General features: G+C 63.5%; 22 protein-coding genes and 2 pseudogenes. 13 read left to right on the forward strand and 11 right to left on the reverse strand.

Going from position 1 to position 25,904, the window contains the following annotated elements; all coding sequences use genetic code 11:
• The first annotated feature begins 4 nt into the window (after positions 1-4).
• The 3 genes from J5474_RS15480 (at position 5) to J5474_RS15490 (ending at position 2,737) form a co-directional block, all read left to right on the forward strand.
• Positions 5-544 carry a hypothetical protein gene (locus tag J5474_RS15480; RefSeq protein WP_209361819.1) on the forward strand — a complete coding sequence of 180 codons (540 nt, stop codon included), beginning with the start codon at positions 5-7 and terminating at the stop codon, positions 542-544.
• A gap of 255 nt (positions 545-799) precedes the next feature.
• The gene (locus J5474_RS15485) at positions 800-1,807 is read left to right on the forward strand and encodes an HNH endonuclease signature motif containing protein (RefSeq protein ID WP_209361820.1); all 1,008 of its coding nucleotides are present in this window, start codon (positions 800-802) and stop codon (positions 1,805-1,807) included.
• Positions 1,808-2,014: 207 nt separating this feature from the next.
• On the forward strand, positions 2,015-2,737 hold the full coding sequence (locus tag J5474_RS15490) for a hypothetical protein (protein WP_209361858.1): 723 nt from the start codon (positions 2,015-2,017) through the stop codon (positions 2,735-2,737).
• Between the two features lie 290 nt (positions 2,738-3,027).
• Here J5474_RS15490 and J5474_RS15495 read toward each other — a convergent pair whose 3' ends face one another.
• The 6 genes from J5474_RS15495 to J5474_RS15520 all read right to left on the reverse strand — a co-directional run bounded on the left by J5474_RS15495 (position 3,028) and on the right by J5474_RS15520 (position 10,097).
• Positions 3,028-4,878, reverse strand: coding sequence for an ABC transporter ATP-binding protein (locus J5474_RS15495; RefSeq protein WP_209361821.1), 1,851 nt, complete (start codon positions 4,876-4,878; stop codon positions 3,028-3,030).
• Positions 4,879-4,881: 3 nt separating this feature from the next.
• The gene (locus J5474_RS15500) at positions 4,882-5,754 is read right to left on the reverse strand and encodes a metallophosphoesterase family protein (protein ID WP_209361822.1); all 873 of its coding nucleotides are present in this window, start codon (positions 5,752-5,754) and stop codon (positions 4,882-4,884) included.
• 96 nt (positions 5,755-5,850) lie between these two features.
• Positions 5,851-7,404, reverse strand: a complete 1,554-nt coding sequence (locus J5474_RS15505) for an ABC transporter substrate-binding protein (protein ID WP_209361823.1) — start codon at positions 7,402-7,404, stop codon at positions 5,851-5,853.
• A 77-nt stretch (positions 7,405-7,481) separates the two neighbouring features.
• Entirely contained in the window at positions 7,482-8,384 is a 903-nt protein-coding gene (locus tag J5474_RS15510) for an ABC transporter permease (protein WP_209361824.1), read from the reverse strand.
• 7 nt (positions 8,385-8,391) lie between these two features.
• Positions 8,392-9,321, reverse strand: a complete 930-nt coding sequence (locus J5474_RS15515; protein WP_209361825.1) for an ABC transporter permease — start codon at positions 9,319-9,321, stop codon at positions 8,392-8,394.
• Positions 9,315-10,097, reverse strand: coding sequence for an HAD-IIA family hydrolase (locus tag J5474_RS15520; protein ID WP_209361826.1), 783 nt, complete (start codon positions 10,095-10,097; stop codon positions 9,315-9,317). The genes J5474_RS15515 and J5474_RS15520 overlap by 7 nt, the downstream gene beginning before the upstream one ends.
• A 152-nt stretch (positions 10,098-10,249) precedes the next feature.
• On the opposite strand from J5474_RS15520, the gene J5474_RS15525 reads away from it, so the two are divergent.
• Complete coding sequence (locus tag J5474_RS15525; protein WP_209361827.1) at positions 10,250-11,164, forward strand: LysR family transcriptional regulator; 915 nt, start codon at positions 10,250-10,252, stop codon at positions 11,162-11,164.
• 154 nt (positions 11,165-11,318) lie between these two features.
• Here J5474_RS15525 and J5474_RS15530 read toward each other — a convergent pair whose 3' ends face one another.
• From J5474_RS15530 to J5474_RS15540, 3 genes and pseudogenes are all read right to left on the reverse strand, one after another.
• Entirely contained in the window at positions 11,319-12,158 is an 840-nt protein-coding gene (locus tag J5474_RS15530; RefSeq protein WP_209361828.1) for an ATP-dependent helicase, read from the reverse strand.
• A 158-nt stretch (positions 12,159-12,316) separates the two neighbouring features.
• Entirely contained in the window at positions 12,317-12,466 is a 150-nt protein-coding gene (locus J5474_RS15535; RefSeq protein WP_209361829.1) for a hypothetical protein, read from the reverse strand.
• A 75-nt stretch (positions 12,467-12,541) separates the two neighbouring features.
• Positions 12,542-13,555 (reverse strand): annotated as a pseudogene (locus J5474_RS15540) (IS5 family transposase).
• 62 nt (positions 13,556-13,617) lie between these two features.
• On the opposite strand from J5474_RS15540, the pseudogene J5474_RS15545 reads away from it, so the two are divergent.
• A pseudogene (locus tag J5474_RS15545) lies at positions 13,618-14,162 on the forward strand (transposase); the annotation flags it as partial.
• Between the two features lie 142 nt (positions 14,163-14,304).
• Here J5474_RS15545 and J5474_RS15550 read toward each other — a convergent pair.
• Positions 14,305-15,171, reverse strand: coding sequence for a MurR/RpiR family transcriptional regulator (locus J5474_RS15550; protein ID WP_209361830.1), 867 nt, complete (start codon positions 15,169-15,171; stop codon positions 14,305-14,307).
• Between the two features lie 158 nt (positions 15,172-15,329).
• Here J5474_RS15550 and J5474_RS15555 point away from each other — a divergent pair, with 158 nt between their 5' ends.
• From J5474_RS15555 to J5474_RS15590, 8 genes are all read left to right on the forward strand, one after another.
• Positions 15,330-16,274 carry a TAXI family TRAP transporter solute-binding subunit gene (locus J5474_RS15555; protein WP_425342893.1) on the forward strand — a complete coding sequence of 315 codons (945 nt, stop codon included), beginning with the start codon at positions 15,330-15,332 and terminating at the stop codon, positions 16,272-16,274.
• Between the two features lie 75 nt (positions 16,275-16,349).
• Positions 16,350-18,986, forward strand: coding sequence for a TRAP transporter permease (locus tag J5474_RS15560; RefSeq protein WP_209361831.1), 2,637 nt, complete (start codon positions 16,350-16,352; stop codon positions 18,984-18,986).
• A gap of 12 nt (positions 18,987-18,998) precedes the next feature.
• A complete protein-coding gene (locus tag J5474_RS15565; RefSeq protein ID WP_209361832.1) occupies positions 18,999-19,424 on the forward strand; it encodes a universal stress protein in 426 nt (141 codons plus the stop codon).
• A gap of 3 nt (positions 19,425-19,427) precedes the next feature.
• Positions 19,428-20,756, forward strand: coding sequence for an aspartate aminotransferase family protein (locus tag J5474_RS15570; protein WP_209361833.1), 1,329 nt, complete (start codon positions 19,428-19,430; stop codon positions 20,754-20,756).
• Entirely contained in the window at positions 20,753-21,595 is an 843-nt protein-coding gene (locus J5474_RS15575) for a beta-keto acid cleavage family enzyme (protein WP_209361834.1), read from the forward strand. Before J5474_RS15570 ends, J5474_RS15575 begins: the two co-directional genes overlap by 4 nt.
• A gap of 251 nt (positions 21,596-21,846) precedes the next feature.
• Complete coding sequence (locus J5474_RS15580; protein WP_209361835.1) at positions 21,847-22,305, forward strand: (2Fe-2S)-binding protein; 459 nt, start codon at positions 21,847-21,849, stop codon at positions 22,303-22,305.
• Positions 22,306-22,308: 3 nt separating this feature from the next.
• The gene (locus tag J5474_RS15585) at positions 22,309-24,468 is read left to right on the forward strand and encodes a xanthine dehydrogenase family protein molybdopterin-binding subunit (protein ID WP_209361836.1); all 2,160 of its coding nucleotides are present in this window, start codon (positions 22,309-22,311) and stop codon (positions 24,466-24,468) included.
• A 3-nt stretch (positions 24,469-24,471) separates the two neighbouring features.
• Positions 24,472-25,083, forward strand: coding sequence for an Isoquinoline 1-oxidoreductase subunit (locus J5474_RS15590; protein ID WP_209361837.1), 612 nt, complete (start codon positions 24,472-24,474; stop codon positions 25,081-25,083).
• A 161-nt stretch (positions 25,084-25,244) separates the two neighbouring features.
• Here J5474_RS15590 and J5474_RS15595 read toward each other — a convergent pair whose 3' ends face one another.
• Positions 25,245-25,694: an alanine racemase C-terminal domain-containing protein gene (locus J5474_RS15595; RefSeq protein WP_209361838.1), complete on the reverse strand. Its 450-nt coding sequence runs from the start codon at positions 25,692-25,694 to the stop codon at positions 25,245-25,247.
• Positions 25,695-25,904: the final 210 nt, after the last annotated feature.

A 25,904-nucleotide genomic window follows, 5' to 3' on the forward strand; every position in this document is an offset into this window, starting at 1 on the left:
AGAAATGACGGATTATCTTGGCAACCGCAGTGACAAAGCCTTGGATACGCTAATAAGGCGTAGCGAAGCCGCCACAAAGTTGAATACACAACAGCAAGACAATTTAAGTTCTGCAAAGCGCATTCTTGCAGAGCGTAGCGCCGCCAAGGTAAAGTCACATTTCGACATCCATCGTGCTATCACCTTTCTGGCATCAGTTGCGAATGAACAGAGACTTTGCAGCTATAAGGAATTGGCTTTGGAGTGCATCAACAATCCTAAGGCCGAATGGTCCACTTACTACCGAAAACTCGGCGGTCAGAATGGACTGATGCAATCGATTATCCGCCATTGCGCAGCCAACGGGCTGCCCCATCTCGCCTCACTGGTTGTGCGACAGGATGAAGTTAAGGCGGGGCCAAATGTGCCGCCTGACCGCGAAGGCGAAGCCGAATACGGTTTCAAACGAGGAATGGTCGACGAAGGCTTGGCGAAACGAGGTGTGGACACTGACGCATTAGTCCTGGAACATCGTCAAGCTTGCTTTGCATGGCGTGAAGGGTAGCGAGCGCAGGTCCCGGGCCTGAACCGACCTTCAATTGACCAACGATACTACGATGCATCCCGCCCAAGCCGACATAAACGTTCTTTCGTAGTAGTGGCGTCGGTTGAGGGTGCGCTGACCTCGTTTTTCTTGACAATGACTGCGCATATTCGAAAATATATCGGTGCGTTTGAGGCCTGAGGCAGCGACAGAGGCCTTATTTCACGTCTGCCCACAGCACCGGACAATTTCGGGGAAGGCAGAGACAACTTTGCAATGGAGAGTGTGGTGCCATTCCCGAAATCGCTTGTCGGTGAAAACAATCACCTGTTGGATATCTTCGAAACTGAAGTCGAAGCAGAGTATCGAGGCGAACGATACCGCGCCCGCGACAACGGCGCGGTGTATCGTTTCAACGAGTTTCGGAAACGCGCCAGACCGCTCGACAAGAAGTGGACCTTCGGACGACAGGACCTTACGACCGGCTACCATCTTTTAGCCGGGGTGCCGATCCACCGCATAGTTTGCACCGCTTTCAACGGCCCGCCACCCACCGATAAGCACGTAGTTGACCACATCGACACCAACCGAGCGAACAACAGGCCCGAAAATCTGCGCTGGCTCACGCGGCTGGAAAACGCCCTGTTGAACGAAATCACCGCCCGGCGCATCGAACTGGCGTATGGCTCTATTGAAGCGTTTCTCGAAGACCCCTCGAAGCCAATGAATGAGACCTCCTTTCCCGACGTCTCATGGATGCGAACCGTGTCCAAGGAAGAAGGTGCAAGAACCAAGTCCCGTTTTGAGGCATGGGCAAAGAGCGGGTCGGCCCCGAGCGGCGGCGCAATCGGTGAGTGGCTCTACGGCACCCGTGAGCGTGCTGACTTCGAGCCGGAGCCGGAAGAGTATGAGAGCCTGACGCCTTCGGCGATCCAAGTGAAGTGGAGGGTCCCGACTGAGTTTCCGGGATGCCCGGAGGCGGTCTCAAAGGATGGCTTGGAGCAATATGCCCTGAAACTTCGGTTCGGACAGGTCTTTGCCCGCAACGACATTTATCAGAGCTTGGTCGTCCAGTGCGCGATCATCGAAGACGGACTGGTCGTTCTGACCCACAATCCTGAGGAAAATGCGATCAAGGATTGGGCTGTCGCCATGGTAACGATTCATGGGGAGCTGTTCGCTCACCGCAGCGAGCATCAATACTTCACGCTACAGGGAGCGCTGAAGACCTTCTGCGAACTGACCGGCGAGAGCTTGGACGACAACATCGATGACTATACTTGAGAGGCGTGCGACCTCTTTTGGTATAGCCCTTGTCCCATATCGAGTGCCGGACCGGCCCACATTAGCTGCCATTCAGTGACGAGCCAACATGCTGCGGCGCGGCCCGTCGAACCGGCCACTCGCTAAAGGCGCGAAACTCCATAGGTGACGATTTTACACCGTGCTGACATCATGGAATCGCCGCAAGGTCTGTGGCAGCATCCTGATATGATCAATTTTCGCACTCTCGCCGATGACCATCCCGACCTCGCGCATTCTCCGCTACTTCGGGGCGCTCTCCTGACCCTGCAATATGCGCAGAAGCACGGATCAATCGGTCTGACCAAGACCAAGGCCTTCAAGCGCGTTTTCGTCCATTGGGCCGTCGAGCATTTCGACTGGCCGGGAAAAAGCGCGGAAGAGATGTTCCGCTACAACAAGGTTATCAATGAATACGAGTTTACCCCACTCGAGGTTCTGCATTTCCTAATGATTTCCCTGCGTTTGGGACGTCACTTCAAGGGTGAGTTTCGGCTGACCAAGCGCGGCGCAGAGCTGGCGCAAGCCCCTGGCCGACTCTTTGCTGAGCTGGTCCCATACTTTGTGTTTCAAACCGATCACGCTTCCTATGCACGCTTCGGGGACCGCCCCTTCGGAAAATGGCACGTCTGGATGAACGTGATTAACGTGGAGGCTGATCACGGCACTACCGAGGCTGCCTTGTTCGAAACCTTCTACGGTGAGCCAGAAGTCTGGCACACGGCGGGGTGGCGAGAGATGGCCGCGTTCTCATCTTGCGTGCTGCGGCCGCTCGAATGGGCTGGATTGCTGATCGAGACCCGCGAAGACGATTTCGGCAAGCCGGTGTGTCATGTCTTTAAGACCCCACTCTGGCGCAGTGCTCTCAAACTTGAGACCGATGACATGCTGCGACCGAAATCCGTTCAGTGAGATGCTTTCACTGCTCTCAAAACGCAACGCTACTGGCACTTGACGGCCCATACCGGCCTTTCGCGGGCACTTGGTCTGCTGCAGCGCAGCTTTCCAAGAGCGGCCATTCGTGCATCGCGCAGCATTCTCGAAGCGCGAGTGACGGCACTGCGAACAAAAGCCGACCTTTTCCCAAGGGCGATGAATAGGCCCGATCAATCATTCCGCCACGCCATTTTCGTGAGAACCATGCCCTGCAAAGACGCCGGTTCCGCGGTCGGTCGAATGAACGACGAGGCTTGTTGGCGGTGTCAGACCCGATCAAGCTGGCTTCGAGACACGGGCAGGGAAGTGGCGCTTCCATGTGCATTTTCACGCGGCGTTTGGAGAGGTGTCCCGAACAACATGGCGCTGGCCCGGTCATGGGCGGCAACGAAATGCCCATCCGCGACCTCAACCATCTCGGCGCGCGCGGGGGTTTGCTGCGCCGGCAACAGCAGCTTGGGCGGCGTCAGTTTCGGCAGGTCCAGGGCGCGGTCGTCGCGCCGGGCCGGGTCGGGCACCGGAACGGCGGCGAGCAGCCGGCGGGTATAGGGGTGCTGCGGGTTATGCAGCACCGCCTCGGTCGGCCCGGTCTCGACGATCTGGCCGGACCACATCACCGCCACGCGGTGGCTGACCCGCTCCACCACCGCGATGTCGTGGGAGATGAAGAGGAAAGAAACCCGGTCCTCCTCCTGCAGCTTCGCCATCAGCTCGGTCACCTGGCGGGCGACGGAGACGTCGAGCGCCGAGACGGCCTCGTCCGCCACGATCAGCGAGGGGCGCACCGAGAGCGCGCGGGCGATGCAGAGCCGCTGGCGCTGGCCGCCGGAGAACTGGTGGGCGAAGCGGTTGGCCGCGTCGGGTTCCAGCCCGACCTTCTGGAGCAATTCTTCGGCCAGCGCCTGACGCTCGGCGCGGCTCATGCGCGACTGGATCTGCGCCGGTTCGGTGATCAGATCGCGCACCGCCATGCGGGGATTGAGGCTGGCGAAGGGGTCCTGGAACACCATCTGCGCCTCCTTGCGAATGCCGCGCAGTTCCGCAGTTTCCAGCCGGGTGATCTCACGCCCGTTGAGATGCACGCGGCCCGCGGTCGGATCGACCAGCCGCAGCACCGCGCGGGCCAGGGTGGACTTGCCGCAGCCGGATTCGCCCACCAGCCCCAGCGTTTCCCCCGGCGCGATGGAAAGCGAGACGCCGTTCACCGCGTGATAGTCCAGATGCGCGCCGGGCCGCAGCCCGCGCTGCACCGGGAAGCGCACGGCCAGATCCTCGACCGCCAGCACCGGCGCCTCTGCCCGGTGCAGCGGTTTCGGCGCGCCGCTGCCGAGCTTCGGTGTCGCCGCCATCAGCGCCTGGGTGTAGGGCGCGCGGGGGCGCAGGAAGACATCCTCGACCGGGCCTTCCTCGACCTTGTCGCCGCGGCAAAGCACCACGACACGGTCGGCGATCTTGGCGACCACGCCCATATCGTGGGTGATGAACAGAACGGCGGTGCCGATCTGTTCCTGCAGCTCGCGGATCAGGGCGAGGATCTCGGCTTGGGTAGTGACGTCGAGCGCGGTGGTGGGTTCATCCGCGATCAGCAGATCCGGACGGCAGGCCAGCGCCATGGCGATCATCACCCGCTGCCGCAACCCGCCCGACAATTCATGCGGGAACTGGTCGAGCCGGCGCTCGGGCTCCGGAATCTTTACCCGCTCAAACGCCTCGCGCGCTGCGGCCCGGGCGGCGCCGGTATCGAGGCCCTGATGCAGCCGCAGCACCTCGGCCACTTGCTCGCCCAGCGGCATCACCGGGTTCAGGGCCGTCATCGGCTCCTGAAAGATCATCGAGACGCGGTTGCCACGCACCTGCTGCATCTGCCGGTCGGTGAGTGAGGAGAGTTCAAGTTCGGGCGTTCCGTGCAGCCGGACGCGGCCGCCGGAGATCGAGCCGCCCTCGCGTTCGATCAGACGCAGGAGCGCCAGCGCGGTGGCCGATTTGCCGGAGCCAGACTCGCCCACCAGCGCCACCGTCTCCCCCCTTGCGATGTCGAAGGAGAGGTCGCGGACCGCGTTGAACGATCCGAAATTCAGGCTCAGGTTTTCGACGGAAAGAAGGGGGGAGCGGGTCATCGGTCAGCCCTCGGTCCGGGTGTGGCGCGCGCGCAGCTCGGGGTGGGCGCGGAACTCCGGCAGGGCCGGGGTCCAGCGCCGGGCGCTGGGGCGGAACGCGGTGCTGAAGGGGTCGTCGCCGGCCACCTCCCAGCGGACGGTATCGCCCAGCTCGATCACCCCCATGGCACCGGCGGGGGCGCCCTCGTTGGTGAAGCTTTCGGTCAGCGATTGCTGGGTCAGATGCGGGATGCCGTCGACCGTGGTCACGGTGTTCCAGTGCACGTGACCGGCAAGGCAAACAACCGGCACCCCGGCCTGTGCCAGAGCGGCGCGGGCGCGCTCGGCCATCGGATAGGTGGAATGGCTCGGGTTGTTCTGGAAGTAATAGTTGCCGATCTGCGAATGACCCGAGAGCGGCACGTGGCTGACTACCAGCAGCGGCCGGTCGGCGGCCTGGGCGGTGCGCGACAGCCACAGCAAGTCGGCCTCGCGCAGCACGAAACCGGAGTGATCGGCGCCGCGATAGATCCGGCTGTCGGCGCGCCACAGCGCGATGCGCCAGCCGCCGACGTCGTGGGTTTCATGGCCCAGCGACTGGCCGAGGATTTCCTCGTTCTGCTCGACGCTCAGGTGATCGCGGTCATGGTTGCCGTTCAGGTGCCAGATCGGTTTCTCGACAGCGCGGAAGGCCTCGGCCACCTCGGCCTCAAGCCGCAAATCGGTGTCGTGATCGACGTCGGAGATCCTGTCACCCAGATCGAGCACGTGGGTCACATCGACGTCGCGGACATAACGGGCGAACTCCTCCATCAGCGTCATGGCGGTATCGCCGCGTTTGGTGGCAGAGGGGGTGCCGTGGTGGATATCGGCAACGATGGCGAGACGGAGGGTCATGACGGGATCTTTCCTGATACGTGGGCCGGGACGGCCGGCCCTGTGGTCTCACGTTGAAGGGTCAGCCCGCCGCGCAAACGGCGGGCTGGAGAGTGTTCAGTTCGATGCAAACGAAATCGAACCGGCACGGAAATCGAGCACGTAGGGAATGTGGCCCGGCTTCGGCGCCCAGCTCACGTCCTTGCGCATCGCCCAGCTTTCAAACGGACGGTACAGCGGCAGCACCGGCGGATCCTGCTTGATGCGCTCCATCAGCTCGGCATAGGCGGCCTTGCGGGCTTCGACGTCCTTGGAGAAGCGGAACCGTTCCCAGATCGCCGCATACTCTTCGTCGGTGTTGAAGCGGCCTTCGCCCTCGGACGGGCCGTTCGGTGCCCACATCACCCCGAAGGAGCCGAACGGGTCGGCGAAATACATCGGGTTCGACCAGTTGCGCGCCATCAGGTCGGGCGAACCGCCGGACCATTTCTCGGCGATGTTGACGCGGCCGTTGATGCCCACTTCTTTCCACATCTCGGTGATGGCCTGGGCGGCCAGCAGACCGTTGGTGTAGTAGGTGGGGTGAGTGTCGAAAGTGATCTCGAACCCGTCGTAGCCGGCCTCTGTCAGAAGCTTTTTGGCCTTTTCCGGGTTGTATTCGAAGGTGGTCAGTTCCGGCATGTAGAGCGCGCCGAACTCCTTGTAGGTATGGGTCGACGGCACCACGGCCTTGCCCAGCCACAGCGCTTCGTTCAGCGTGTCGCGGTCGATCGCCAGGCTCATCGCCTGACGGATGCGCGGATCCTGCAGCTTGGGGTGGTTCGCGTTCATGATCATGACGTGAAAGAGCGGCGTGGCGCTGCCCACGGTGCGCAGGTTCTGGTCGGCTTCGATCATCGCCAGATGGTCGGGGGCGATATTGGTGATGATGTCCGCTTCTCCGGTTTTCAGCGCGGTCACGCGTGAGGCGGTTTCGGGGATCTGTTGCACGGTGGCGCGGGCCAGCGGCGCCTTTTCACCCCAGAAGTTGTCGAAACGCTCCCAGACCAGGCGCTCGCCGGGGATGAACTCCGCCACGCGGTAGGGGCCGGTGCCGACGGGGGCCAGCGAGAAGGCCTCGAAATCGTCGTCCTCGGCCACCTTGGGATCGCCGGTCAGGCCCTTGGTGTAGTCCTCGGGGATGATCATGACCTGCTGCAGGTTCAGCAGGGTGTTCCACAGCGGCTCTTCCTTCTCGACCGAGATCCGCACGGTCAGGTCGTCGATCTTCTCGGCCTTGACGAAGTTGCCCAGACGGTCGCGCGAGCGCACCACGTAGGGCGGGAAGGTCGCCTGGTACATGCGGTTCAGCGAGAACACGACGTCATCGGCGGTCATCGGCTCGCCGTTGTGGAAGGTGACGCCTTCGCGCAGCTTCAGTTCCATGGTCTTGGGGTCGACCAGTTTCCACTCGGTTGCCAGCGCCGGCTGCCAGTCGGCTTCCAGCGTGTCGTGGTTGCGGTCGATCAGGGTGTCGAAGCTGTTGTAGTAGAATTGCGAGCCGACGTTGGAGTGGTCGCGACCGGGGTCGAGGTAGCTCGACACGTTGGCGGCGCCGACGGTGATTTCCTGCGCGGCGAGGCCGGTGGCAAGGCCGGCGGCGAGAGCGGTGGACAGCAGCAGTCTCAGCATTGGTTTTCTCCGTAGTGCTGGATTGACAGGTGTAGGTGCGGGGGCCTTGGCAGCCCTCTGTTGTTGATTTTCCGGGGTCATCGGGCGCGCAGCCTCACGTCGGCACCGTCGCGCAGCCAGTCGCCGAGGATTTGCACGGCGAAGGTGATCAGCAGGATCATCATCGCGGGTGCGATCACGATCCAGGGCGCGGTGGGCATGTAGTCGCGGCCGATGCCGACCATGGAACCGAGCGTGGCGGTGGGCGGCTGCACGCCGAGGCCGAGGAACGAAAGCGTGCTTTCCAGCAGCACGATGTTCGACAGCGACAGGGTGAACTGCACCACCAGCGGCGAGACGATATTGGGCAGCAGGTGATGCCGTGCGATCCGCAAGGGGCCGGCGCCGGCGGCGCGGGCGGCCTCGATGAATGGCATGTTCATCAGCCGCTTCACCTCGCCGCGCACGATGCGGGCATATTGTTCCCAACCGGCGAGGCCGAGGACGAGGACGATCACCTGGATCGAGCTGCCGAGGATGGCGAGCAGGAACAGCGCGACGAGAGTGAACGGGACGGCGATCTGGGTGTCGACCGCGGCCATGATGGTGGCCTCGGTGCGGCCGCCGGCGATTCCCGCGAGCAGCCCCAGCGTGCCGCCGATCATCAGCCCCAGCGTGGCGCCGAGGCCGGCCAGCATCAGGGTCAGCCGCAGCCCGTAGAGGCTGCGCGAAAACACATCACGGCCCAGCTCGTCGGTGCCCAGCAGGTAGCCGGCCTTGGCGCGCTCGAACCCCAGCGGCGGGCGCAGGCGCGAGATCAAGCTTTGCGAATTGGGATCGAACGGCGCGATCAGCGGTGCGAAGATCGCGAGCACAACCAGCGCGATGCCGATCAGGATCGCGGCCTTCTGGATCACATCGGCGCTGCGCCAAAGCTGATAGGCGGCGGCGGGCAGCGACGGGGCGGGCAGCGACGGGGCGGGGACGGCGGGATAGGTCATGTCGGCCTCACGCTTTCACGGTGTGGCGCAGACGCGGATCGGCCCAGGCATAGGCCAGATCGACAGCTGCGTTGATGACGATGACGGCGAGTGCGACGGTCAGCACGCCGAATTGCAGCACCGGGTAGTCGCGGCGCAGAGCGGAGGAGACCAGCAGATCGCCGATCCCGGGCCAGGCGAAGATCGACTCGATCACCACCGATCCGGCGGCAGCGAGGCCCGCGACCTGCAGACCGATCACCGACAGGATGGTGATGCCGGCGTTTCGCAGCCCGTGTTTGACGATGACGCGCGCCTCCGGCAGGCCCTTCGCGCGGGCGGTGCGCATGAAATCCTGCCCCAGCACGTCGAGCATGGCATTGCGGGTGAACCGGGTGAGCGCGGCGATCAGAACGCCCGCCATCGCCACGGTCGGCATGATGAAGTGCAGCGCGGTGCCGTTGCCCACCACAGGCAGCCAGTTCAGCCAGTAGGAGAAGACCAGCATCATCACGATGGCGAGCACGAAGTTCGGCACCGCATAGCCGAGGAAGGCCACCGCCATCACCGCGCTGCCGACCCAGCTCTTGCGCCAGATCGCGGCGGCGATGCCCAGCGGGATCGACACCAGCAGCGTCAGCGCCATCGCCGGCAGCAGCAGTTGCGCCGAGGGCCAGAGCCGCTCCACCACGATCTCCGACACCGGGCGGCGCTCGATGAACGACAGGCCGAACTGCCCGTCGGTAAAGGCGTGCAGGAAGGCCAGGTATTGGCTGAACAGCGGCTTATCCAGATCGTAGTACTCGATCAGCAGCGCGCGGTCCTCGCTGGTGATACCTTCGCCGACGACGTAGTCGATCGCATCGCCAGACAGCCGGGTGGCGAAGAACACGATGGTGACGATTGCGAAAAAGGTCAGCGCCATCCGCGTCAGGGTGCGCAGGGCATAGCTCAGCATGAGCAGGCTCCGGTTTTCTCGGCGGCTCTGGGGTGCGCGGCGACGGGTTCGCCCGGGCGGGCGAGGCGGAGGAATTCGACGCCCGCCGCGGCGGCGGCCTCGCCGTCGGTTTCCGGCGTGTCGCCGATGAAGACGGCCGCGCCGGGGGTAACGCCCGCGCGCCGCAACGCCTCACGCGGCAGGTCGGGGGCGGGTTTGCCCAGGCTCGTGGCGATGGCCTTGGGCACAATGGCCGCGACGGCGGCCCAGAGCGCGCCGGTCTCGGGCTGCGGCGTGCCGTCGGCGCCGGGGTGGAACGGGTCGGGGTTGGCCAGCGTCACCGGCACACCGGCATGCGCCAGAGCCGCGATGCGGGCTATATCGGCAAAGCAGAGCGCGCGGTCGCGCGCCAGGATCACCATATCCGGGGTGTCGCGATCATGAATGAGGCCGAGCCGTTCGGCCAGCGCCTGCAGCGGCGGTTCCGCATATAGCGCCAGCCGCGCCGCCGGGCGCGCCTGCTGAACGGCGCGCAGGGTCATTTCGCCGGCCAGCACGATGCGCTCTGCCGGCAGCGACAGGCCCAGCCCGGTCAGGCGCCGCGACAACGTCTCGGCGGTGTCGGAGGAGTTGTTGGAGACCACCCACAGCCGCTCGCCGCAGCGTTCGAACAGCTCCGGCACATCAGGCAGCACCGTATTGCCGGAGACCAGGCAGCCGTCCAGATCAGCGAGGATCGCGGCCCGGTCCGGCCAGGGTCCGTCAAGAAATTTCTGCAGTTGGACCGGTTGGATCATGCCAATAGTTCTCCGTTCGGGGGAATACCCCGGTGTTGCCTGTGGCGGCGTCGGTTTGGGTTGTCGCGGGCCGGCGGTGAACCGGCTGATGGGGGCGGTATGGCGGCCGACTGTAACCGCGTCGTTACGTATGCAAGCTAATGTTGCAGGCTATGAAAGCATCGGTTTCAGAAGCCGCGCCCGGCCTCTCTCTTTCGCGTTTGCGTGCTTTGACGGCGGTCGCGGAGGAGGGGTCCTATTCCGCGGCAGCCCGGCGAATCGGCGTCTCGCATTCCGCCGTCGCGCAGCAGGTCCGCGATCTGGAGCGGGCGTATCAGATTCACCTGTTCGACCGGGTGCGCGGGGTGCTGCGGCCGACGCCGGCCTGTCTGGAGCTTTGCGATATCGGCAACCGGATGCAGGAGGCCGCCCACGACGCCGCCCGGGTGCTGGCGCGGCGGGGGCCCTCCGGCCAGCACCGGCTGCGGGTTGGGCTGGGCAATTCGATGCCCGGGATCGCCATCGTCGGGCGGGTGCTGGCGCAGCATCCATCCCTGACCGTCACCGTGGACAGCGGTTCGCATCAGGAGATCATGGCGGCGGTGTCGCGGCGCGAAGTCGACGTGGCGGTGCTTCCCGACCTGCCTGCCGACAAGCGGTTCCGCCGTGCGCGGGTGCTGAGCCAGGAGGTGGTCGCGATCGTCTCGCCCGACAACCCGATGGCGGACCGGGGCGAGGTGACGCTGGAGGAACTGGCCGCCAGCCCGCTGGTGTTCCGGTCGCCCGGGTCCTCGACGCAGAAAATCGTGGACCGCGGCTTTCGCCAATCCGGTTTCCAGCCCGAACCCCGTTTGACGGCCGATACCAGGGATGCCGTCTACGAGGCGGTCGCGCTCGGGATTGGGGTCGGCTTCATGTGGCGCTTCGGAACCTACCGCTCGGATACCGTGCGCCGCATCAGGATCCCCGAATTCGCGTCCACCGTGGACGAGGTCGTGTTCGCCTTGGCCGATGAACGCAACGCGCTGGTCGACCTGTTCTTCAACGTGGCCGGGCAGCTCCGGCCAGAAGTGATAATGCAGCTCTGAGATTTCTTGAAAGGGGGGATTTTCGATTCCTGGGTCGTTGTCCCCTTGAGCCGACAGGACCATAGCGACCGCACGCGACAGAAGCCCGAAGCAAGGACGGTATTTTAGGTTATCATTCGAAAGACCAGACTGGATCTGAGCGGAGGACCGCAGCCTATCCTTCTACCAATGGCTTCGCATTTCGAGGTCGAACCAGAAGCACGAAGTTGCGTGCCCGCGTGATTCCGACGCGCAGCAGCCGCCGCGACGGAGCGACGTCGGGTGCTTCATGGCCCAGAAAGAACGGGCTTGAGTACACACCTTCAACCATCACGACACCGTCAAACTCTTTCACTTTGGATTTGTGCATAGTCATGAGTGAGACACCCTTGGGATCACTCTCAAGACCGATGAGCTTCTCCTGATCAAGCACGCTGCGGATCATGCGCGCCGCGCCCTCATAGGTCGCCCGGTCGATCCAGCGTCCAGACAGCGCTGTCGCCAGCGTAACGGACGCAAGGAACAGTCTCACCATCCGCGCGTCCTGGAAGATCGCCTTCAGATCATCATGAGCTTGGAACGCCGTCCGGACGGCGTTCCAGTCTCTGACCGGATCGCCTGTCAGAGCGGGGATCGCCGATAGCGCACCCTCGAAGGTTTTCGGCGAGCCTTGCGTTAGCCCCTTGCCCTCTGCGACCTTGGTTTTAGCTTTCCCAAAGCGCGCCACCTTCGTGCCTGCCGCCTTCGCACCGCGCCCACCATAGCGTTGGCAAAAATCCTTCTTAATGAGGAAATACTCTTCGATCTTGGCGTGCATGGCCTCGCGCGCAGCAGGCGTGCCCAGAGAGACGAATTCCAGCGCCGCCGCAATCGCGACGCCCGCCAACGCTGACAGTTCTTGGTCCCAGACAATGTCATGCAGGATCGGCTTGCCCGAACCCGGCCCGCCAATGACCAACGCGTGACCTTGTTCGTCTATGACTGATTGGCGTTTTGCGCAGATCGTACAAGCCATGACCTACAGTATGTCCTCGATATCGAGCGGATCGGGGTCATCCGGCCCGTCTTAGCCGTCGCCTGCATCATCGGTATCGTCCAGCGCGGACAACGCCATGTCGGCGGCGACGGTTTCCAGAAAGGTCTTCACCGTGTCGGGATCTCGTCCAGCGTCTCTCATTGCTCGATCAGCATTGCCGCAAAGCCCGAGCCCTTCTTGGCTTGGAGGACCTGCTTGGACAGCGCGATCACGTCGTCATCGCTTTCGCCGCCTTTCAGATACCCCTTATCTGTCAGATAGTCGGGATGGTCCTTGGCTTGATCCAAAAACCGCCGATGGACCGCAGGGGCGCTGTTGCACAAATCAGTTGATGACCGCAGTTCCCCTTTCCCCGGACACACTTATCCCAGGGCCACGGTGACCGGGATGCCGAGGGCAGTGAAGCGGTTCATGACCGCCGAACGGATCTGAACTTTGGCAACCTGGCGATCGAAGTCGCGGGACATCAGCCTCTGTCCGAACAGCTTCACGCAGTTCATTTTCGTCTCCACCCTGCTTCGTCGGTGGTAGCCGCTCCAGTTCCGCCGCAGCGTCCGGCCAAGATGCTGTGACGTCCTCAGGATCTCGTTCCGCGCCCGGGCTCCTGCAGTGTCCGGCTTCCAGGGCCTCGCGATGCGGCAGGGCGGGATGATTGCTGCCGCACCTCGGCCGGCGACGGTGTCCTGGCAGGCGCGCGTGTCGCTGGCACCGTCCGCTGTCACGGTGGCGATCTCCTGATCCGGAGGGATCCGGGCAAGCAGGTCCGGCAGCATCGGCGCGTCCACTGCCCGGCAGGCGCACGCGCAGCGTGCTGCCGGGAGGGGCCGACATTGCTGGAGGTGACCTCGACCGCCCGGATCTCCAACGTTCCTCATCGATCCCGAGGTGGATCTTGCGCCAGACCTTGCGTTTCGAGCCGCCGTGCTTGCGGGCGTGCCACTCGCCTTCGCCCTCCGCCTTGATGCCGGTGCTGTCCACGAGCAGGTGCAGCTGCCCCTTGAAGCCGCGATACGGGATGGTCACGTTAAAAGTCTTCTGGCCCCTCTCGCCAGCATCTTGCAGCTGCGCCTGCCGGGCAGAGGACGTAACAGAGTGCTGAAGTCCGGCACGGACCAGCCCAGCGCGGACAGTTCGAGCAGGCTCGCCACGAAACCGGTCGATTGGCGGAGCGGCAGCCCGAGGAGGGCCTTGAGGGTGAGGCAGGCCTGGATCGCTGCGTCGCTATAGGCCTGCTGACGGCCACGACGCCACGACGGAATGGCTTCCCACTGCATCGAGGGATCGAACCAGACGGTCAGCGATCCACGCCGCCTCAGCGCCTGATTGTAGCTTTGCAAGGTGGTGGTCTTGTAGGTCGTCTTCGGAGGTCTGCTCATGCCCTCCGGCTACTACATTGGATTCACGAGGTGAATCCCACACACCTTTGTGCAACAAGGCCCTGAAGGCCCGCCGAACAGCGACCAGCATGGCCGCGAAAAAGGGGGCGTGGACGCCTGATCGGTCGCACCAAAGGCGGCATGAACCACTGCCCGGCAGGGCATTGCGCAGCAATGTCCCGAGAGGGACCAAACTGCACGCCATCTGCGATAGCCAGGGGCGCCCGCTTGATCTGTTCGTGACTGCCGGACAGGTGAGTGATTGCATCGGCGCACGGGCGTTGCTGAGCAGCCTGCCAGATGTCGACTGGTTGCTCGGGGACTGCAGATATGATGCCGATTGGTTCAGAGAAGCATTACAATACAGAGGGATACGCACCTGTATTCCTGGCCGGAGACAGCGGAAGAAACCGGTGAAATATGACATGCGCCGCTACAAACGGCGCAACCGCTGCTTTCGTGACATTGCTTCGCAATGCACTGCCGGGCAGTGATCAAGATCATGTTCGGCAGGCTCAAGGATTGGCGGCGTGTTGCGACCCGATACGACAGGTGCCCAAAGGTCGTCCTGTCAGCCATCGCTCTCGCGGCCATCGTCATCTATTAGCTTTGAAACTGAATGAGTCCAGAGCCTAGGGTTTGACGGCGTTCGGAGATGGGAGCCAGTCATTGGAAACGGGAGGGATCTATTGCCGCGCGGGAGATCTGATGGAGCAAGGTAGGATCCGCTGGACGATTGATGCCATCCCCTATCGGTCGGTACCGAAGTATCCGCCGTAACGCGTAATGCGCTCTTCAAAATTCCCTACCCTCTCAGCCACCTCCGTATTTCGCGACGCCATCGCAGCGAGGATCATTTCCACGGTCAGGAGGGCACCGACAAGGGATGGCAGCAGTTGCGGGCCCGACATCGGCAGGATGATCGTCTTTTCTGCACCAAGGGTGATCGGCGAGGATTCCGTGTCTGTCAGAACGATGATCTGCGCGCCTTTCTCACGGGCGATCTGGCATGCACGAACGACTTCGGCCGAGTAGTGTTCGTAAGTGATGGCAACCAGCACGTCATCGGGGCTGACGTGAGAAATCTGGTCAAGTATGCCACCTGGCAGGGACGGAACCTCCACGAAATTCTCGAAAGCCATTGCGCCAACATACGAAAAGTAGTGCGCGACGGAAAAGCAGCTGCGAACGCCAATGGTGTGGACCTTGTGCGCCGTCAGGAGGATCTCCACGCAACTGTCGATCTCGGCGATGTTTGTTCGTGAGGTGACGGTGTCGAAGTTCTGCTTATTGGCCGCGATCAATTCACGGTAGATCCTGGCGCCTTCACGCCCGCTCAGTGCCCGGGCCCGTGTCGCATAACTTTTGCCCCGGTTCTGCACGAAGTACTGCACCTCCGCGCGGAACTGAGTGTAGCCGTCATATCCCAAGGATTGCGCCAGCCGCGGTGCCAGGTTTGCATCGACCCCAGCCGATTCCGTCAGGCCGCGAATCGAAAGGAACGCGACCTCGTCGAAATGATCGAGCACCCAGCGCGCAAAGGTCGCCAGCTTTCGTGGACCGGTGTGGGCAAGGGTCGTCAGTCGCCTCTTGACCGTCTCTTCGCTGGTTGCCATCCAACCGTTTCCATATAGTTTCTTGCTTGCCAAACAGATAGACCATGGCAAAATTCAAAAACAATTGCATTATTTTCTTCATCAGATAATGCAAACGCATCATCGGGGCGACGCCCCGTCACATCCAGGGAGGGATTCTCGTGAAATTCGCAAAAATCATCGCCATTGCCGGTATGGCCGCCGCCGCTTCGCCGGTTCTGGCTCAGGATACGTTCGTCTCCATCGGCACTGGCGGGGTGACCGGCGTCTACTATCCGACCGGTGGCGCGATTTGCCGCATGATGGCAAAGACCCGGAAGGAAACCGGCATCCGCTGCGCCGTGGAATCCACCGGCGGTTCGGTCTACAACATCAACGCGATCCGCTCGGGCGAGCTGGAATTCGGCGTCGCCCAGTCCGACTGGCAGTTCCACGCGTACAACGGCAGCTCGCAATTCGCTGAGCAAGGCGCTTTCGAAGGTCTGCGCGCCGTGTTCTCCATCCACCCGGAGCCGTTCACCGTGGTTGCACGCGCCGACGCGGGCATCACCAACTTCGAGGACCTCAAGGGCAAGCGCGTCAACGTCGGGAACCCCGGTTCCGGCCAGCGCGGCACGATGGAAGTCCTGATGGAGGCCCTGGGTTGGACTATGGACGATTTTGCCCTGTCGTCCGAGCTTCAGGCCGCCGAGCAAAGCCAGGCGCTGTGCGACAACAACATCGACGCGATGGTCTATACCGTGGGTCACCCGTCGGGCTCGATCCAGGAGGCCACCACCGCCTGTGACGCCGTTCTGGTCAACGTGACTGGCGAAGCGGTCGACAAGCTGGTGGCCGACAATCCGTTCTACCGCTCCGCGACCATCCCGGGCGGCATGTACCGTGGAAATGACAATGACACCAGCACCTTCGGTGTCGGCGCGACCCTCGTCTCCTCGACCGATGTGTCCGAAGAGGTGGTCTACAACCTCGTGAAGTCGGTCTTTTCGGATATCGACGCGTTCCGTAGTCTGCACCCGGCTTTTGCGAACCTCGATCCAAAGGAAATGGCGAATGACGGCCTGTCGGCGCCGCTGCACCCCGGTGCTGAACGCTACTTCCGCGAAGCTGGCCTGATCGACTAACACCGACAAAGTCGGTTAGGATACCGAGGGGCGCCGCACCACGAGGCGGCGCCCTTTCTTTCAGGGGGAGCAAGCATGAGCGAACAAGACGTTTCCGGCAAGCGCCGCGATTTTTCGGACGACGATCTGCAGGATCTCGTCGCCAGCACCGATACCGGCGGGCGCAACCCGACCAACAGGGCGGTTGCCTTGATCATCGCCGGGGCTGCGCTCGCCTGGTCGCTGTTCCAGCTCTGGATCGCGCAGCCGCAGCTGTGGTTCGGATCCTGGGTGCCGGTGCTGAATTCCTCGCAGACGCGTCCCGTACATCTGGCTTTCGCGATCTTCCTCGCCTTCCTCGCCTATCCCGCCAGCGGCCGGTCACCCCGTGATCGGGTGCCCGTGGTCGACTGGGCGCTGGCGATCGTCGGTGCCGCATGCGCCTTTTATGTCTTCCTGTTTTCCCGTGACCTTGCCATGACGGCGCGGTCGGGCCTGCCGACCACGCCGCAAATCGTCATCGGCACCGTCGGGATCGTGCTGCTGCTCGAAGCGTCGCGCCGTGCGCTGGGTCCGGCACTGACCATCGTGGGGTCGATCTTCCTGCTCTATGCCTACGCGGGCACCGGCTGGCTGATCCCCGACATCATCGAACACGCGGGTCTTTCCTTCAACTCCATCGTTAACGCGCAGTGGCTTGATACCACGGGCGTCTTCGGCATTCCGCTTGGCGTATCGACGGCCTTCGTCTTTCTGTTCGTCCTCTTCGGGTCGTTGCTCGACAAGGCGGGGGCGGGGAATTACTTCATCCAGATCGCCTTTGCCGGGCTGGGGTCGCTGCGGGGCGGACCGGCCAAGGCCGCCGTGGTCGGATCGGCCATGACGGGCCTTATCTCGGGGTCTTCGATTGCGAACGTGGTGACCACCGGCACCTTCACCATCCCACTGATGAAGCGCGTAGGCTTCTCTGCCGAAAAGGCCGGCGCGGTCGAGGTGGCGTCGTCCGTCAATGGTCAGATCATGCCGCCGGTTATGGGGGCCGCGGCCTTTCTGATGGTCGAGTTTGTCGGCATTTCCTACGTGGAGGTGATCAAGCACGCCTTCATTCCGGCGGTGATCTCGTACATCGCACTGGTCTACATCGTTCACCTCGAAGCGCTGAAGCGCGACATGCCCGCCCTTGGCGAGGCTGCGAACCTTGGCCGGATGTTCCTGAAGATCTTCATCGGTTTTGTCGTTTCGGCCGTTGCGTTTACCGCTCTCGTCTATGCCATCAACGGCCTGCGCGCCGTGGCACCGAGCCTGTCCGGTCCGGTAATCCTTGCCGCGATCCTGGTGATCTACCTGTTGATGGTGCGGACCGCCGCGCGCCAGCCGGAGCTGTCGCTGGATGATCCCAACGAACCCGGGTTCAAGCTGCCGACCGTTGCAGAGGTCTTTCCGACGGGCCTGCACTATATCCTGCCGATCATCGTTCTGGTCTGGTTCCTGATGATCGAGATGCAGTCGCCGGGCAAGTCCGCCTTCTACGCGGTCGGAGTCATGCTCGTCATAATCGCGACCCAGCGCCCGTTAAAAGCGATGTTCCGTGGCGAGGATGTGGGGGCCGCGACCCGCGCCGGGCTGGGCGACCTGATCGAAGGGCTGATCGCCGGCGCGCGCAACATGATCGGCATCGGTGTGGCGACCGCCGCGGCAGGGATCATCGTGGCCACCGTGACCAAGACCCCCATCGGCACCGAGCTCGCCGGTCTGGTGGAGATGCTGTCCGGCGGAAATCTGATGATCATGCTGATGCTTGTTGGTGTGTTCTCGCTGATCCTCGGCATGGGGCTCCCGACGACGGCGAATTATATCGTCGTCTCGTCCCTCATGGCGTCGGTCGTGGTCTCGCTCGGGGCGCAGGAGGGGCTGATCGTGCCCTTGATCGCGGCGCACCTCTTTGTGTTTTATTTCGGGATCATGGCCGATGTGACGCCTCCTGTCGGCCTGGCCAGTTTTGCGGCCGCCGCGGTATCGGGGGGCGATCCGATCAGAACCGGATTTACCGCGTTCTTCTATTCGATGCGCACGGTCGCGTTGCCCTTCCTGTTCGTCTACAATCCTACGCTGATCCTGTATGGCGTGGATCTGGGGACGACCGTGGGCATCCTGCAGGCGATCCTCGTGTTCATCGTGGCCACCATCGCCATGCTGCTGTTCGCGGCGGCAACGCAGGGGTACTTTCTTGCACGCTCCCGCGCCTGGGAAAGCGCCGTGCTGCTGCTCGTGGCTTTCACGCTGTTCGTGCCGGGCTTCTGGCTGGACCGCATCCAGCCTCGGTTCGAGGACCTTCCCCCAACGCAACTGGCGCAGGCCTTTGACGAAGCCGCACCCGGCGACACTGTGCGCTTCGTCGTCGCCGGTCCATCCTACACCGATGGTTCGCCGACCACGCTGACCGTGGTTCATACCGTGCAGGATACCGACCCGGTCACGGGTCGGGCCGACGCAGCGGGGCTGCTGCTCATGCCCGAGGGCGACAAGCTATACATGGATGAGCCGATGTTCGGCACGGATTTCCAGCAGAAATTCCAGGGGTTCGACTTCTACGGCGAACCCCGCGTCGAGGTGACGAACCTGCAGCACCCCGCAAAGCGGATGCCAAAGCAGCTGTTCTGGCTGCCGGCGTTGCTTCTGCTCGGGCTGGTGATTGTCATGCAGCGTCGTCGCCAGACCAAGCCCGCGTTCTGAGGAGGAACGACAATGTCCAAGACAATCCTGTTTCCCGTCGACATCAACAATGCCGAAGCGGCGGTGCGTCCTCTGGCCGAAGCGCTGGCGATGTTGGGCACGGAAGGGGTGCTGCATGTCGTAACCGTTCTGCCCAGCCTCGGGTTTTCCCAGATCACGAACTTTTTCCCCAAGGGCTACGAAAAGGCTCACATGGCGGAGGTCGGCAAGCTGTTGGTGAAATGGGTCGACGCCCACGTGCCGGATGAAGTGGAAGTGCATCCTCACGTCCTGCACGGCGCGATCTACGACGAGATCCTGCGCGCCGCCAACAAGCTCGCGGTGGATGTCATCGTCATGGGGGCGCACCGGCCCGAACTGTCGGACTACCTGCTTGGCCCCAATGCCGCGCGGGTGGTGCGCCATGCCAGGCAATCCGTCTACGTCGTCAGGAGCTGAAGAATGGCGAATCACATCTTTGGCCGTTCCACCAAGGGCCAATTGCCGACCGCCGTTTCGGGGGACGGCTGCTACCTGATAGACGCGGCGGGCAAGCGGTATCTCGACGGCTCCGGCGGGGCTGCCGTGTCCTGCCTCGGCCATAGCAATGCCCATGTCCGCGCGGCGCTGCACGACCAACTGGACCGGCTGGCCTTTGCGCACACGGGGTTCTTTACCTCGGACCCGGCGGAGGTTCTCGCGGATCGGCTCGTGGCCGAGGCCCCCGAGGGGATCGACCGGGTCTACCTCGTTTCCGGCGGGTCGGAGGCGGTGGAGGCCGCGATCAAGCTGGCGCGACAATACTTCATGGAAATCGGCCAACCCCTGCGGCACCGGGTGATTGCCCGCCGCCAAAGCTATCACGGCAATACGCTGGGCGCGCTTGCGGCAGGCGGCAACGAATGGCGCCGCACGCAGTTCGCGCCGCTACTGGTGGAAACCTCGCATATCGCGCCCTGCTACGAGTACCGCGACCGGCGCGACAATGAGGCGACGGAGGCTTATGGCCAGCGGGTTGCAGACGAACTGGAAACCGAAATCCAGCGTCTCGGACCCGAAAGCGTGATGGCCTTTGTGGCCGAGCCGGTCGTCGGGGCCACGGCGGGGGCGGTGCCAGCGGTCCCCGGCTATCTCAAGCGTGTCCGCGAGATCTGTGATCGTCATGGCATCCTGCTGATCCTGGACGAGGTAATGTGCGGCATGGGGCGCACGGGGCACCTGTTCGCCTGTCTCGAAGACGACGTTTCGCCAGACATGATCACCATCGCCAAAGGGCTTGGCGCAGGCTACCAGCCAATCGGGGCGCTGCTTGTGCAGGGCGCGATCTATGATGCCATCGCCGCAGGAAGCGGTTTCTTCCAGCACGGGCATACCTACATGGGCCATGCCATGGCGGCCGCCGCTGCCAATGCCGTGCTGGACGAGATCAAGGGTCGGGACCTTCTGGCCCGGGTGCGCACGCAGGGCGAGAAACTCGACGCCGCGCTGCGGGTCGAATTCGGCCAGCACCCGCATGTCGGCGATATCCGCGGTCGCGGTCTGTTCCGCGGTGTGGAACTGGTCGAGAACCGTGAAACCAAGGCGCCGTTCGACCCGGCGCGCAAGTTCAACGCCCGGATCAAGGCGAATGCCTTCGAGGCCGGTCTGATCTGCTACCCGATGGGCGGCACGATCGACGGGCAGCGCGGCGATCATGTCCTTCTGGCCCCTCCCTTCATCATCGAGGACAACCAGATCGACGAATTGGTGACCAAGCTGTCCGGCGCCATCAAGGGGGCCTTGGCCGCATGAGACCGCTTCCACGGATCATGGTCGCGCCGAACGGCGCCCGGCTGACCAAGAAGGACCACCCAGGCGTGCCGGTGACCATCCCCGAGGTCGTCGCCACCGCGCGTGCCTGCGCCGCCGAAGGCGCCGATGGCTTGCACGCTCATGTCCGCGACGCAGCGCAGCAGCATGTGCTGGATGCGGGGCTGTACCGCGAACTCCTCGCCGAACTTTCCTCAGCTCTGCCCGGATTTTACGCCCAGATCACGACCGAGGCGGTTGGCCGCTACTCGGCCGTGGAACAACGCGCTCTGGTCCGGACTATCAAGCCCGAGGCCGTCTCAGTCGCGCTTAGGGAAATCACCGAAGGCGAGGGCGACGCGGAAACAAGACGTTTTTTCCATGAATGCCACGAGGCCGGTATCGGCGTGCAGCACATCCTGTTCGATGAGGCCGATATTTCGCATCTTGCGCGATTGGTCGACGGCGGGGTGGTTCCGAAGGCAGACCTCGCGGCGCTGATTGTGTTCGGGCGATACTCGACCGGACAGAAGTCCGCGCCCGAGGATCTCGTGGGGCCAACCGACTTCTTGTCCAGCTGTTTCGAGAACATCGACTGGGCTGTTTGCGCATTCGGCGAACTGGAAACCGATTGCTTGCTGGCCGCCGACAGGCTGGGCGGCAAGATGCGGATCGGTTTTGAAAACAACCGGCTGAACCGCGACCGGGGGAACGCCGGGGACAACGCTGAACGGGTCCGTGAATTGGTGGCCTGCCTGAGCGCCCGGCCTGACGCAAGGGCAGAAAACGACTCTGACCTGATACCCGACCCCGACGACCGTCTGCGACATCTCTCAATTTGACCTCGGCACGTCGCGGCAAACGCGATGTCGTGTGGAGCCACTATTAAGGAGGGCTGGGACGAGGCCAGGCCCATTCCGATGTGCGGTCCGCCCCACGGGTAGGGCTGGGTCAGAGGCACAGCCGTGGTCACGTTGCTTCCTGACAGCCTCGGCACAAGCAGTCACAATTCATTTTCTCGACGCCAGCGACCTTGGCCCTACCTGCGACGCACCCACCAAGCGAATACGCGAAACAGCCAGGGAGGGCGCGCATGGCCACCTTTGAACTCAACGGCAAGGAAGTGACGGTCAACGTCCCGGACGACACCCCGCTTCTGTGGGTCCTTCGGGATGAACTCAGGATGACCGGGACCAAGTTCGGCTGCGGCGTGGCGCAATGCGGCGCCTGCACCGTCATGCTGAACGGCATGACACGGCGGTCCTGCGTGACGCCGGTCTCCATGGTGGATGGCAGCTTTGTCACGACAATCGAATCTATCGACGGACCTGAAGCGGAGGCCGTGCAGGCCGCCTGGGAAAAGCTGGACGTGCCGCAATGTGGCTGGTGCCAGTCCGGCCAGGTCATGAGCGCGACCGCGCTGCTGCGCGAGATCCCCAAGCCCACCGACGAGGACATCGACAACGCCATGGCGGGCAACATCTGCCGCTGTGCCACCTATGTCCGCATCCGCAAGGCGATCCACGACGCCGCAGACACGCTGGAGGGTTGAGGCATGACCAGAATGAACCGCAGGGGCTTTCTTGCCTCTTCCGCCGGGCTGGTGATCGGCATGACGCTCCCCATCGCCGCGCGCGCCCAGTCCGGGGCTGCGCTGGCGTTCCAGGGCGATGGCACCGAGGGTGCCTTTGCGCCGAACTCCTTCGTGCGTGTGGCTCCCGATGACACCGTCACCGTGATGATCAAGCACATCGAGTTCGGCCAGGGCCCCTATACCGGCCTGTCGACCCTTGTGGCCGAGGAGATGGACGCCGACTGGTCGCAGATGCGTGCGGAAGCGGCCCCCGCCGATCCGGTCTACAAGAACCTCGCCTTCGGGATGCAGGGCACCGGCGGCTCCACCGCCATGGCGAACAGCTACATGCAGATGCGCAAGGCCGGCGCCGCCGCGCGCGCCATGCTTGTCGCCGCCGCCGCCGAGGAGTGGGGCGTGCCGGCTTCCGAGATATCCGTCTCAAAGGGGGTAATTTCCCACCGCGACAAATCCTCGGGCTTTGGCGCGCTTGCCGAGAAGGCCGCGCAACAAACCCCGCCCGAGGACCCCGCTGTGAAGTCCGCCGACCAGTTCGTATTGATCGGTCAGGACTTGCCCAAGCTCGACACGGAAGCCAAATCCAATGGCACCGCCATCTTCTCGATGGATGTCTACCGTGACGGCATGCTGACCGTGGTCGTGGCCCATCCGCCAAAGTTCGGCGCGACCGTCGCCTCCTTCGATGCAACCGCGGCGCTGGAGGTTCCGGGCGTCGAAGCCGTGCACCAGGTGTCACAGGGTGTCGCCGTCTATGCGTCGTCGACCTACGCCGCCGTGAAGGGGCGCCATGCGCTCAAGGTCGAGTGGGACGAGAGCGGCGCGGAGACCCGCTCCTCCGAGGCCATCTACCAGGCCTTTTCCGAGGCCGCGGCCGAGGGCGGTCAGGATGCTGAGGTCATCGGCGAAGGGACCGCAGGCATCGACGGCGCGGCGCAGGTGATCGAAGCGGAGTTCCGCTTCCCTTACCTTGCCCATGCACCGATGGAGCCACTCGACGGCGTACTCGAATACGCCGAAGACAGGGCCGAGGTCTGGATGGGGTCGCAGTTCCCAGCGCTTGACCTGCCTGCCGTGGCCACCACGCTGGGCTTTGACCCGGCGAATGTGCGGGTGAACGTCATGCTGGCCGGGGGAAGCTTTGGCCGCCGCGCACAGGATACGGCGCATTTCGCCAATGAACTGGCCGAGGTGGCTAAGGCCGCAGGCCCCGGCACCTACAAGCTGGTCTGGACCCGCGAAGACGACCTGCACGGTGGCTATTACCGCCCGCTGACGGTTCACCGCATGCGCGCGGGTCTGGCCGGGGATGGCACGCTGACGGGCTGGGAAGACGTGGTGGCGAACCAGTCCATCATGTCGGGCGGGCCGATGGCGCAGATGATGCAGGATGGCATGGACCCGACCTCCTACGAGGGTTCGACCAAGATGCCCTATGACATCGCCCATGCGCGCACCGGTTGGGCACAGATGGAAAGCCCGGTCCCCGTACTCTGGTGGCGCTCCGTCGGGCACACCCACACTGGCTACGCCACGGAGGTCTTTCTCGACATGGTGCTGGAGGCGCAGGGCAAGGACCCTGTGCAGGGACGCCTTGACCTGCTGAAGTCAGACAAGTCGCGCGATCGTGGCGTGCTGCGGAAGGTGGCCGAGATGGCTGGCTGGGACGGCACGAAGGTCAAGGGCGAGAAGGCCTATGGCGTCGCCCTGCACGAAAGCTTTGAAACCTACGTGGCCCAGATAGCCGAGGTCTCGGAGGTGGACGGCATGCCGAAGGTACATCGCGTCTGGTGCGCGGTGGACTGCGGCGTGGCGGTGAACCCCAACGTGATCCGCGCGCAGATGGAGGGCGGGATCGGCTTTGGCCTCGGAACCGTGCTTTTCGACGAAATCACGTTGGGCGAGGGCGGCGCGGTACAGCAGTCGAACTTTGACACATACCGAATGCTGCGCATCAACGAGATGCCGGAGGTAATGGTAGAGATCATCCCGTCCGACGCCGACCCCACCGGCGTGGGCGAGCCGGGTGTGCCGCCCATCGGCCCTGCCGTGGCCAACGCATGGCGTGCGCTGACCGGCGAGCCCGTGACCACACTGCCCTTTGCCAAGAAATACGGAGCCTGAGCCATGAATAAACTACTGATCGCGGCGCTACTCCTTGCCGCGCCCGCCTTCGTCGAAACGGCCCGGGCCGAGACCGTGAACGGCCTGCGCACCGTGGATGAATTCGACGGCATCGAGAACGAGACAGAGCGTTCGGCGGCGCTCTTCCAGGAGATGATGGTGGTGATCGAACACCCGCGCTGCATGAACTGTCACCCGGTGGACAATTCGCCACGGCAGGGCGTGGAGATGCGCGTCCATGAGCCGCCCGTGGTGCGCGGGGACGCGGACTTCGGCGCGCCGGGGATGCGGTGTAACACCTGCCACGGACCACAGAACGTCACCTTCGAGACGGGCGAAGGCTCCATTCCGGGTCACGAGCCCTGGATGCTGGCCCCGTTGAGCATGGGGTGGATCGGCAAAAGCGCCGCTGAAATCTGCGCCCAGCTGAAGGACCCCGAACGCAACGGTGGCAAGACACTGGCGGAACTCCACGAGCACAACGCCGAGGACGGGCTTGTGGGGTGGGGCTGGCACCCGGGCGAGGGACGTGAACCTGCCCCCGGTACCCAGGAAATCTTTGGCCAACTCACCCAGTCCTGGATCGATACCGGCGCCGCTTGCCCGGCCGGTTGATCGCTCGTTCAAGACTGGCGCGCCGACCGTACGCGGGATCGGCGCGCCATCTAAGCCCTTTCATTCGAGGACCCGTGGAACGCAGCGGACCATTTTAGCGAGCTTTCGATGTATGGCCGCGAAATCTGGCCGGTCTCTCCTGGATACGACTTGGGGGATTGTCAGCGGTAAACCCGGCGGTTCCGCATTCCCCAGTCGGCAAGCAGATCAGGCAGGATTGTACCGAACTGTTCGACCACGGCAGGCGGTCCGATGCGCAAACGGCCTTCGCCGCCGAACAGCGTCGCCTCGTCGCCGACCTGTACATCGGGGATTTCGGTCACATCCACGACGATCCCGTTCATGGAGGTCTTGCCGAGAGCCGGGGCCAGCGTTCCCCTGATCAGGACCGCCCCCCGATCGTCTGCGATCCGGGCGTAGCCCGCCGCATACCCGATTGAAATACAGGCCAGACGGCGATCCGCAGTCAGACGGCCGTCGCAATCGTAGCCGACGGTCGATCCTTTCAGGTATTGGCCCAGATGCACCACGCGGGATTTCAGCTCCATCGTCGGACGAAACCCCATTTCCTGGGCCAGCACCCCGTAAAGGATGGCGCCGCAGCGGACCATATCGGCGCCGACCCGTTCGCCTGCCAGCAGTGTCAGGCTGCTACCCGCGTGCCCAAGGAGATCGGACCTGTTCAGCCCGCCTTCGTCACAGACCCAGCCGACCTGCTGCGCGAACCGTACCGAAGCCTGACCCCGGTCTTGAACAGGCCGATAATCGTTTCGGCCAGTGCGTTGTCATAGGAGTCCCCCACGCTGCCGACCGATGGCTCC

It is taken from the genome of Sagittula salina (assembly GCF_017813235.1).
In the GTDB taxonomy this organism is placed as follows: Bacteria; Pseudomonadota; Alphaproteobacteria; order Rhodobacterales; family Rhodobacteraceae; genus Sagittula; species Sagittula salina.

Coding starts and splice junctions, on each gene's coding strand:
- J5474_RS15525 (WP_209361827.1), top strand. CDS start 10,250: ATGAAAGCATCGGTTTCAGAAGCCGCGCCCGGCCTCTCTCTTTCGCGT.
- J5474_RS15485 (WP_209361820.1), top strand. CDS start 800: ATGGAGAGTGTGGTGCCATTCCCGAAATCGCTTGTCGGTGAAAACAAT.
- J5474_RS15595 (WP_209361838.1), bottom strand. CDS start 25,694: ATGGTCCGCTGCGGCGCCATCCTTTACGGGGTGCTGGCCCAGGAAATG.
- J5474_RS15510 (WP_209361824.1), bottom strand. CDS start 8,384: ATGACCTATCCCGCCGTCCCCGCCCCGTCGCTGCCCGCCCCGTCGCTG.
- J5474_RS15515 (WP_209361825.1), bottom strand. CDS start 9,321: ATGCTGAGCTATGCCCTGCGCACCCTGACGCGGATGGCGCTGACCTTT.
- J5474_RS15590 (WP_209361837.1), top strand. CDS start 24,472: ATGAATAAACTACTGATCGCGGCGCTACTCCTTGCCGCGCCCGCCTTC.
- J5474_RS15575 (WP_209361834.1), top strand. CDS start 20,753: ATGAGACCGCTTCCACGGATCATGGTCGCGCCGAACGGCGCCCGGCTG.
- J5474_RS15500 (WP_209361822.1), bottom strand. CDS start 5,754: ATGACCCTCCGTCTCGCCATCGTTGCCGATATCCACCACGGCACCCCC.
- J5474_RS15505 (WP_209361823.1), bottom strand. CDS start 7,404: ATGCTGAGACTGCTGCTGTCCACCGCTCTCGCCGCCGGCCTTGCCACC.
- J5474_RS15480 (WP_209361819.1), top strand. CDS start 5: ATGACGGATTATCTTGGCAACCGCAGTGACAAAGCCTTGGATACGCTA.
- J5474_RS15580 (WP_209361835.1), top strand. CDS start 21,847: ATGGCCACCTTTGAACTCAACGGCAAGGAAGTGACGGTCAACGTCCCG.
- J5474_RS15490 (WP_209361858.1), top strand. CDS start 2,015: ATGATCAATTTTCGCACTCTCGCCGATGACCATCCCGACCTCGCGCAT.
- J5474_RS15565 (WP_209361832.1), top strand. CDS start 18,999: ATGTCCAAGACAATCCTGTTTCCCGTCGACATCAACAATGCCGAAGCG.
- J5474_RS15570 (WP_209361833.1), top strand. CDS start 19,428: ATGGCGAATCACATCTTTGGCCGTTCCACCAAGGGCCAATTGCCGACC.
- J5474_RS15550 (WP_209361830.1), bottom strand. CDS start 15,171: ATGGCAACCAGCGAAGAGACGGTCAAGAGGCGACTGACGACCCTTGCC.
- J5474_RS15530 (WP_209361828.1), bottom strand. CDS start 12,158: ATGGCTTGTACGATCTGCGCAAAACGCCAATCAGTCATAGACGAACAA.
- J5474_RS15560 (WP_209361831.1), top strand. CDS start 16,350: ATGAGCGAACAAGACGTTTCCGGCAAGCGCCGCGATTTTTCGGACGAC.
- J5474_RS15495 (WP_209361821.1), bottom strand. CDS start 4,878: ATGACCCGCTCCCCCCTTCTTTCCGTCGAAAACCTGAGCCTGAATTTC.
- J5474_RS15520 (WP_209361826.1), bottom strand. CDS start 10,097: ATGATCCAACCGGTCCAACTGCAGAAATTTCTTGACGGACCCTGGCCG.
- J5474_RS15585 (WP_209361836.1), top strand. CDS start 22,309: ATGACCAGAATGAACCGCAGGGGCTTTCTTGCCTCTTCCGCCGGGCTG.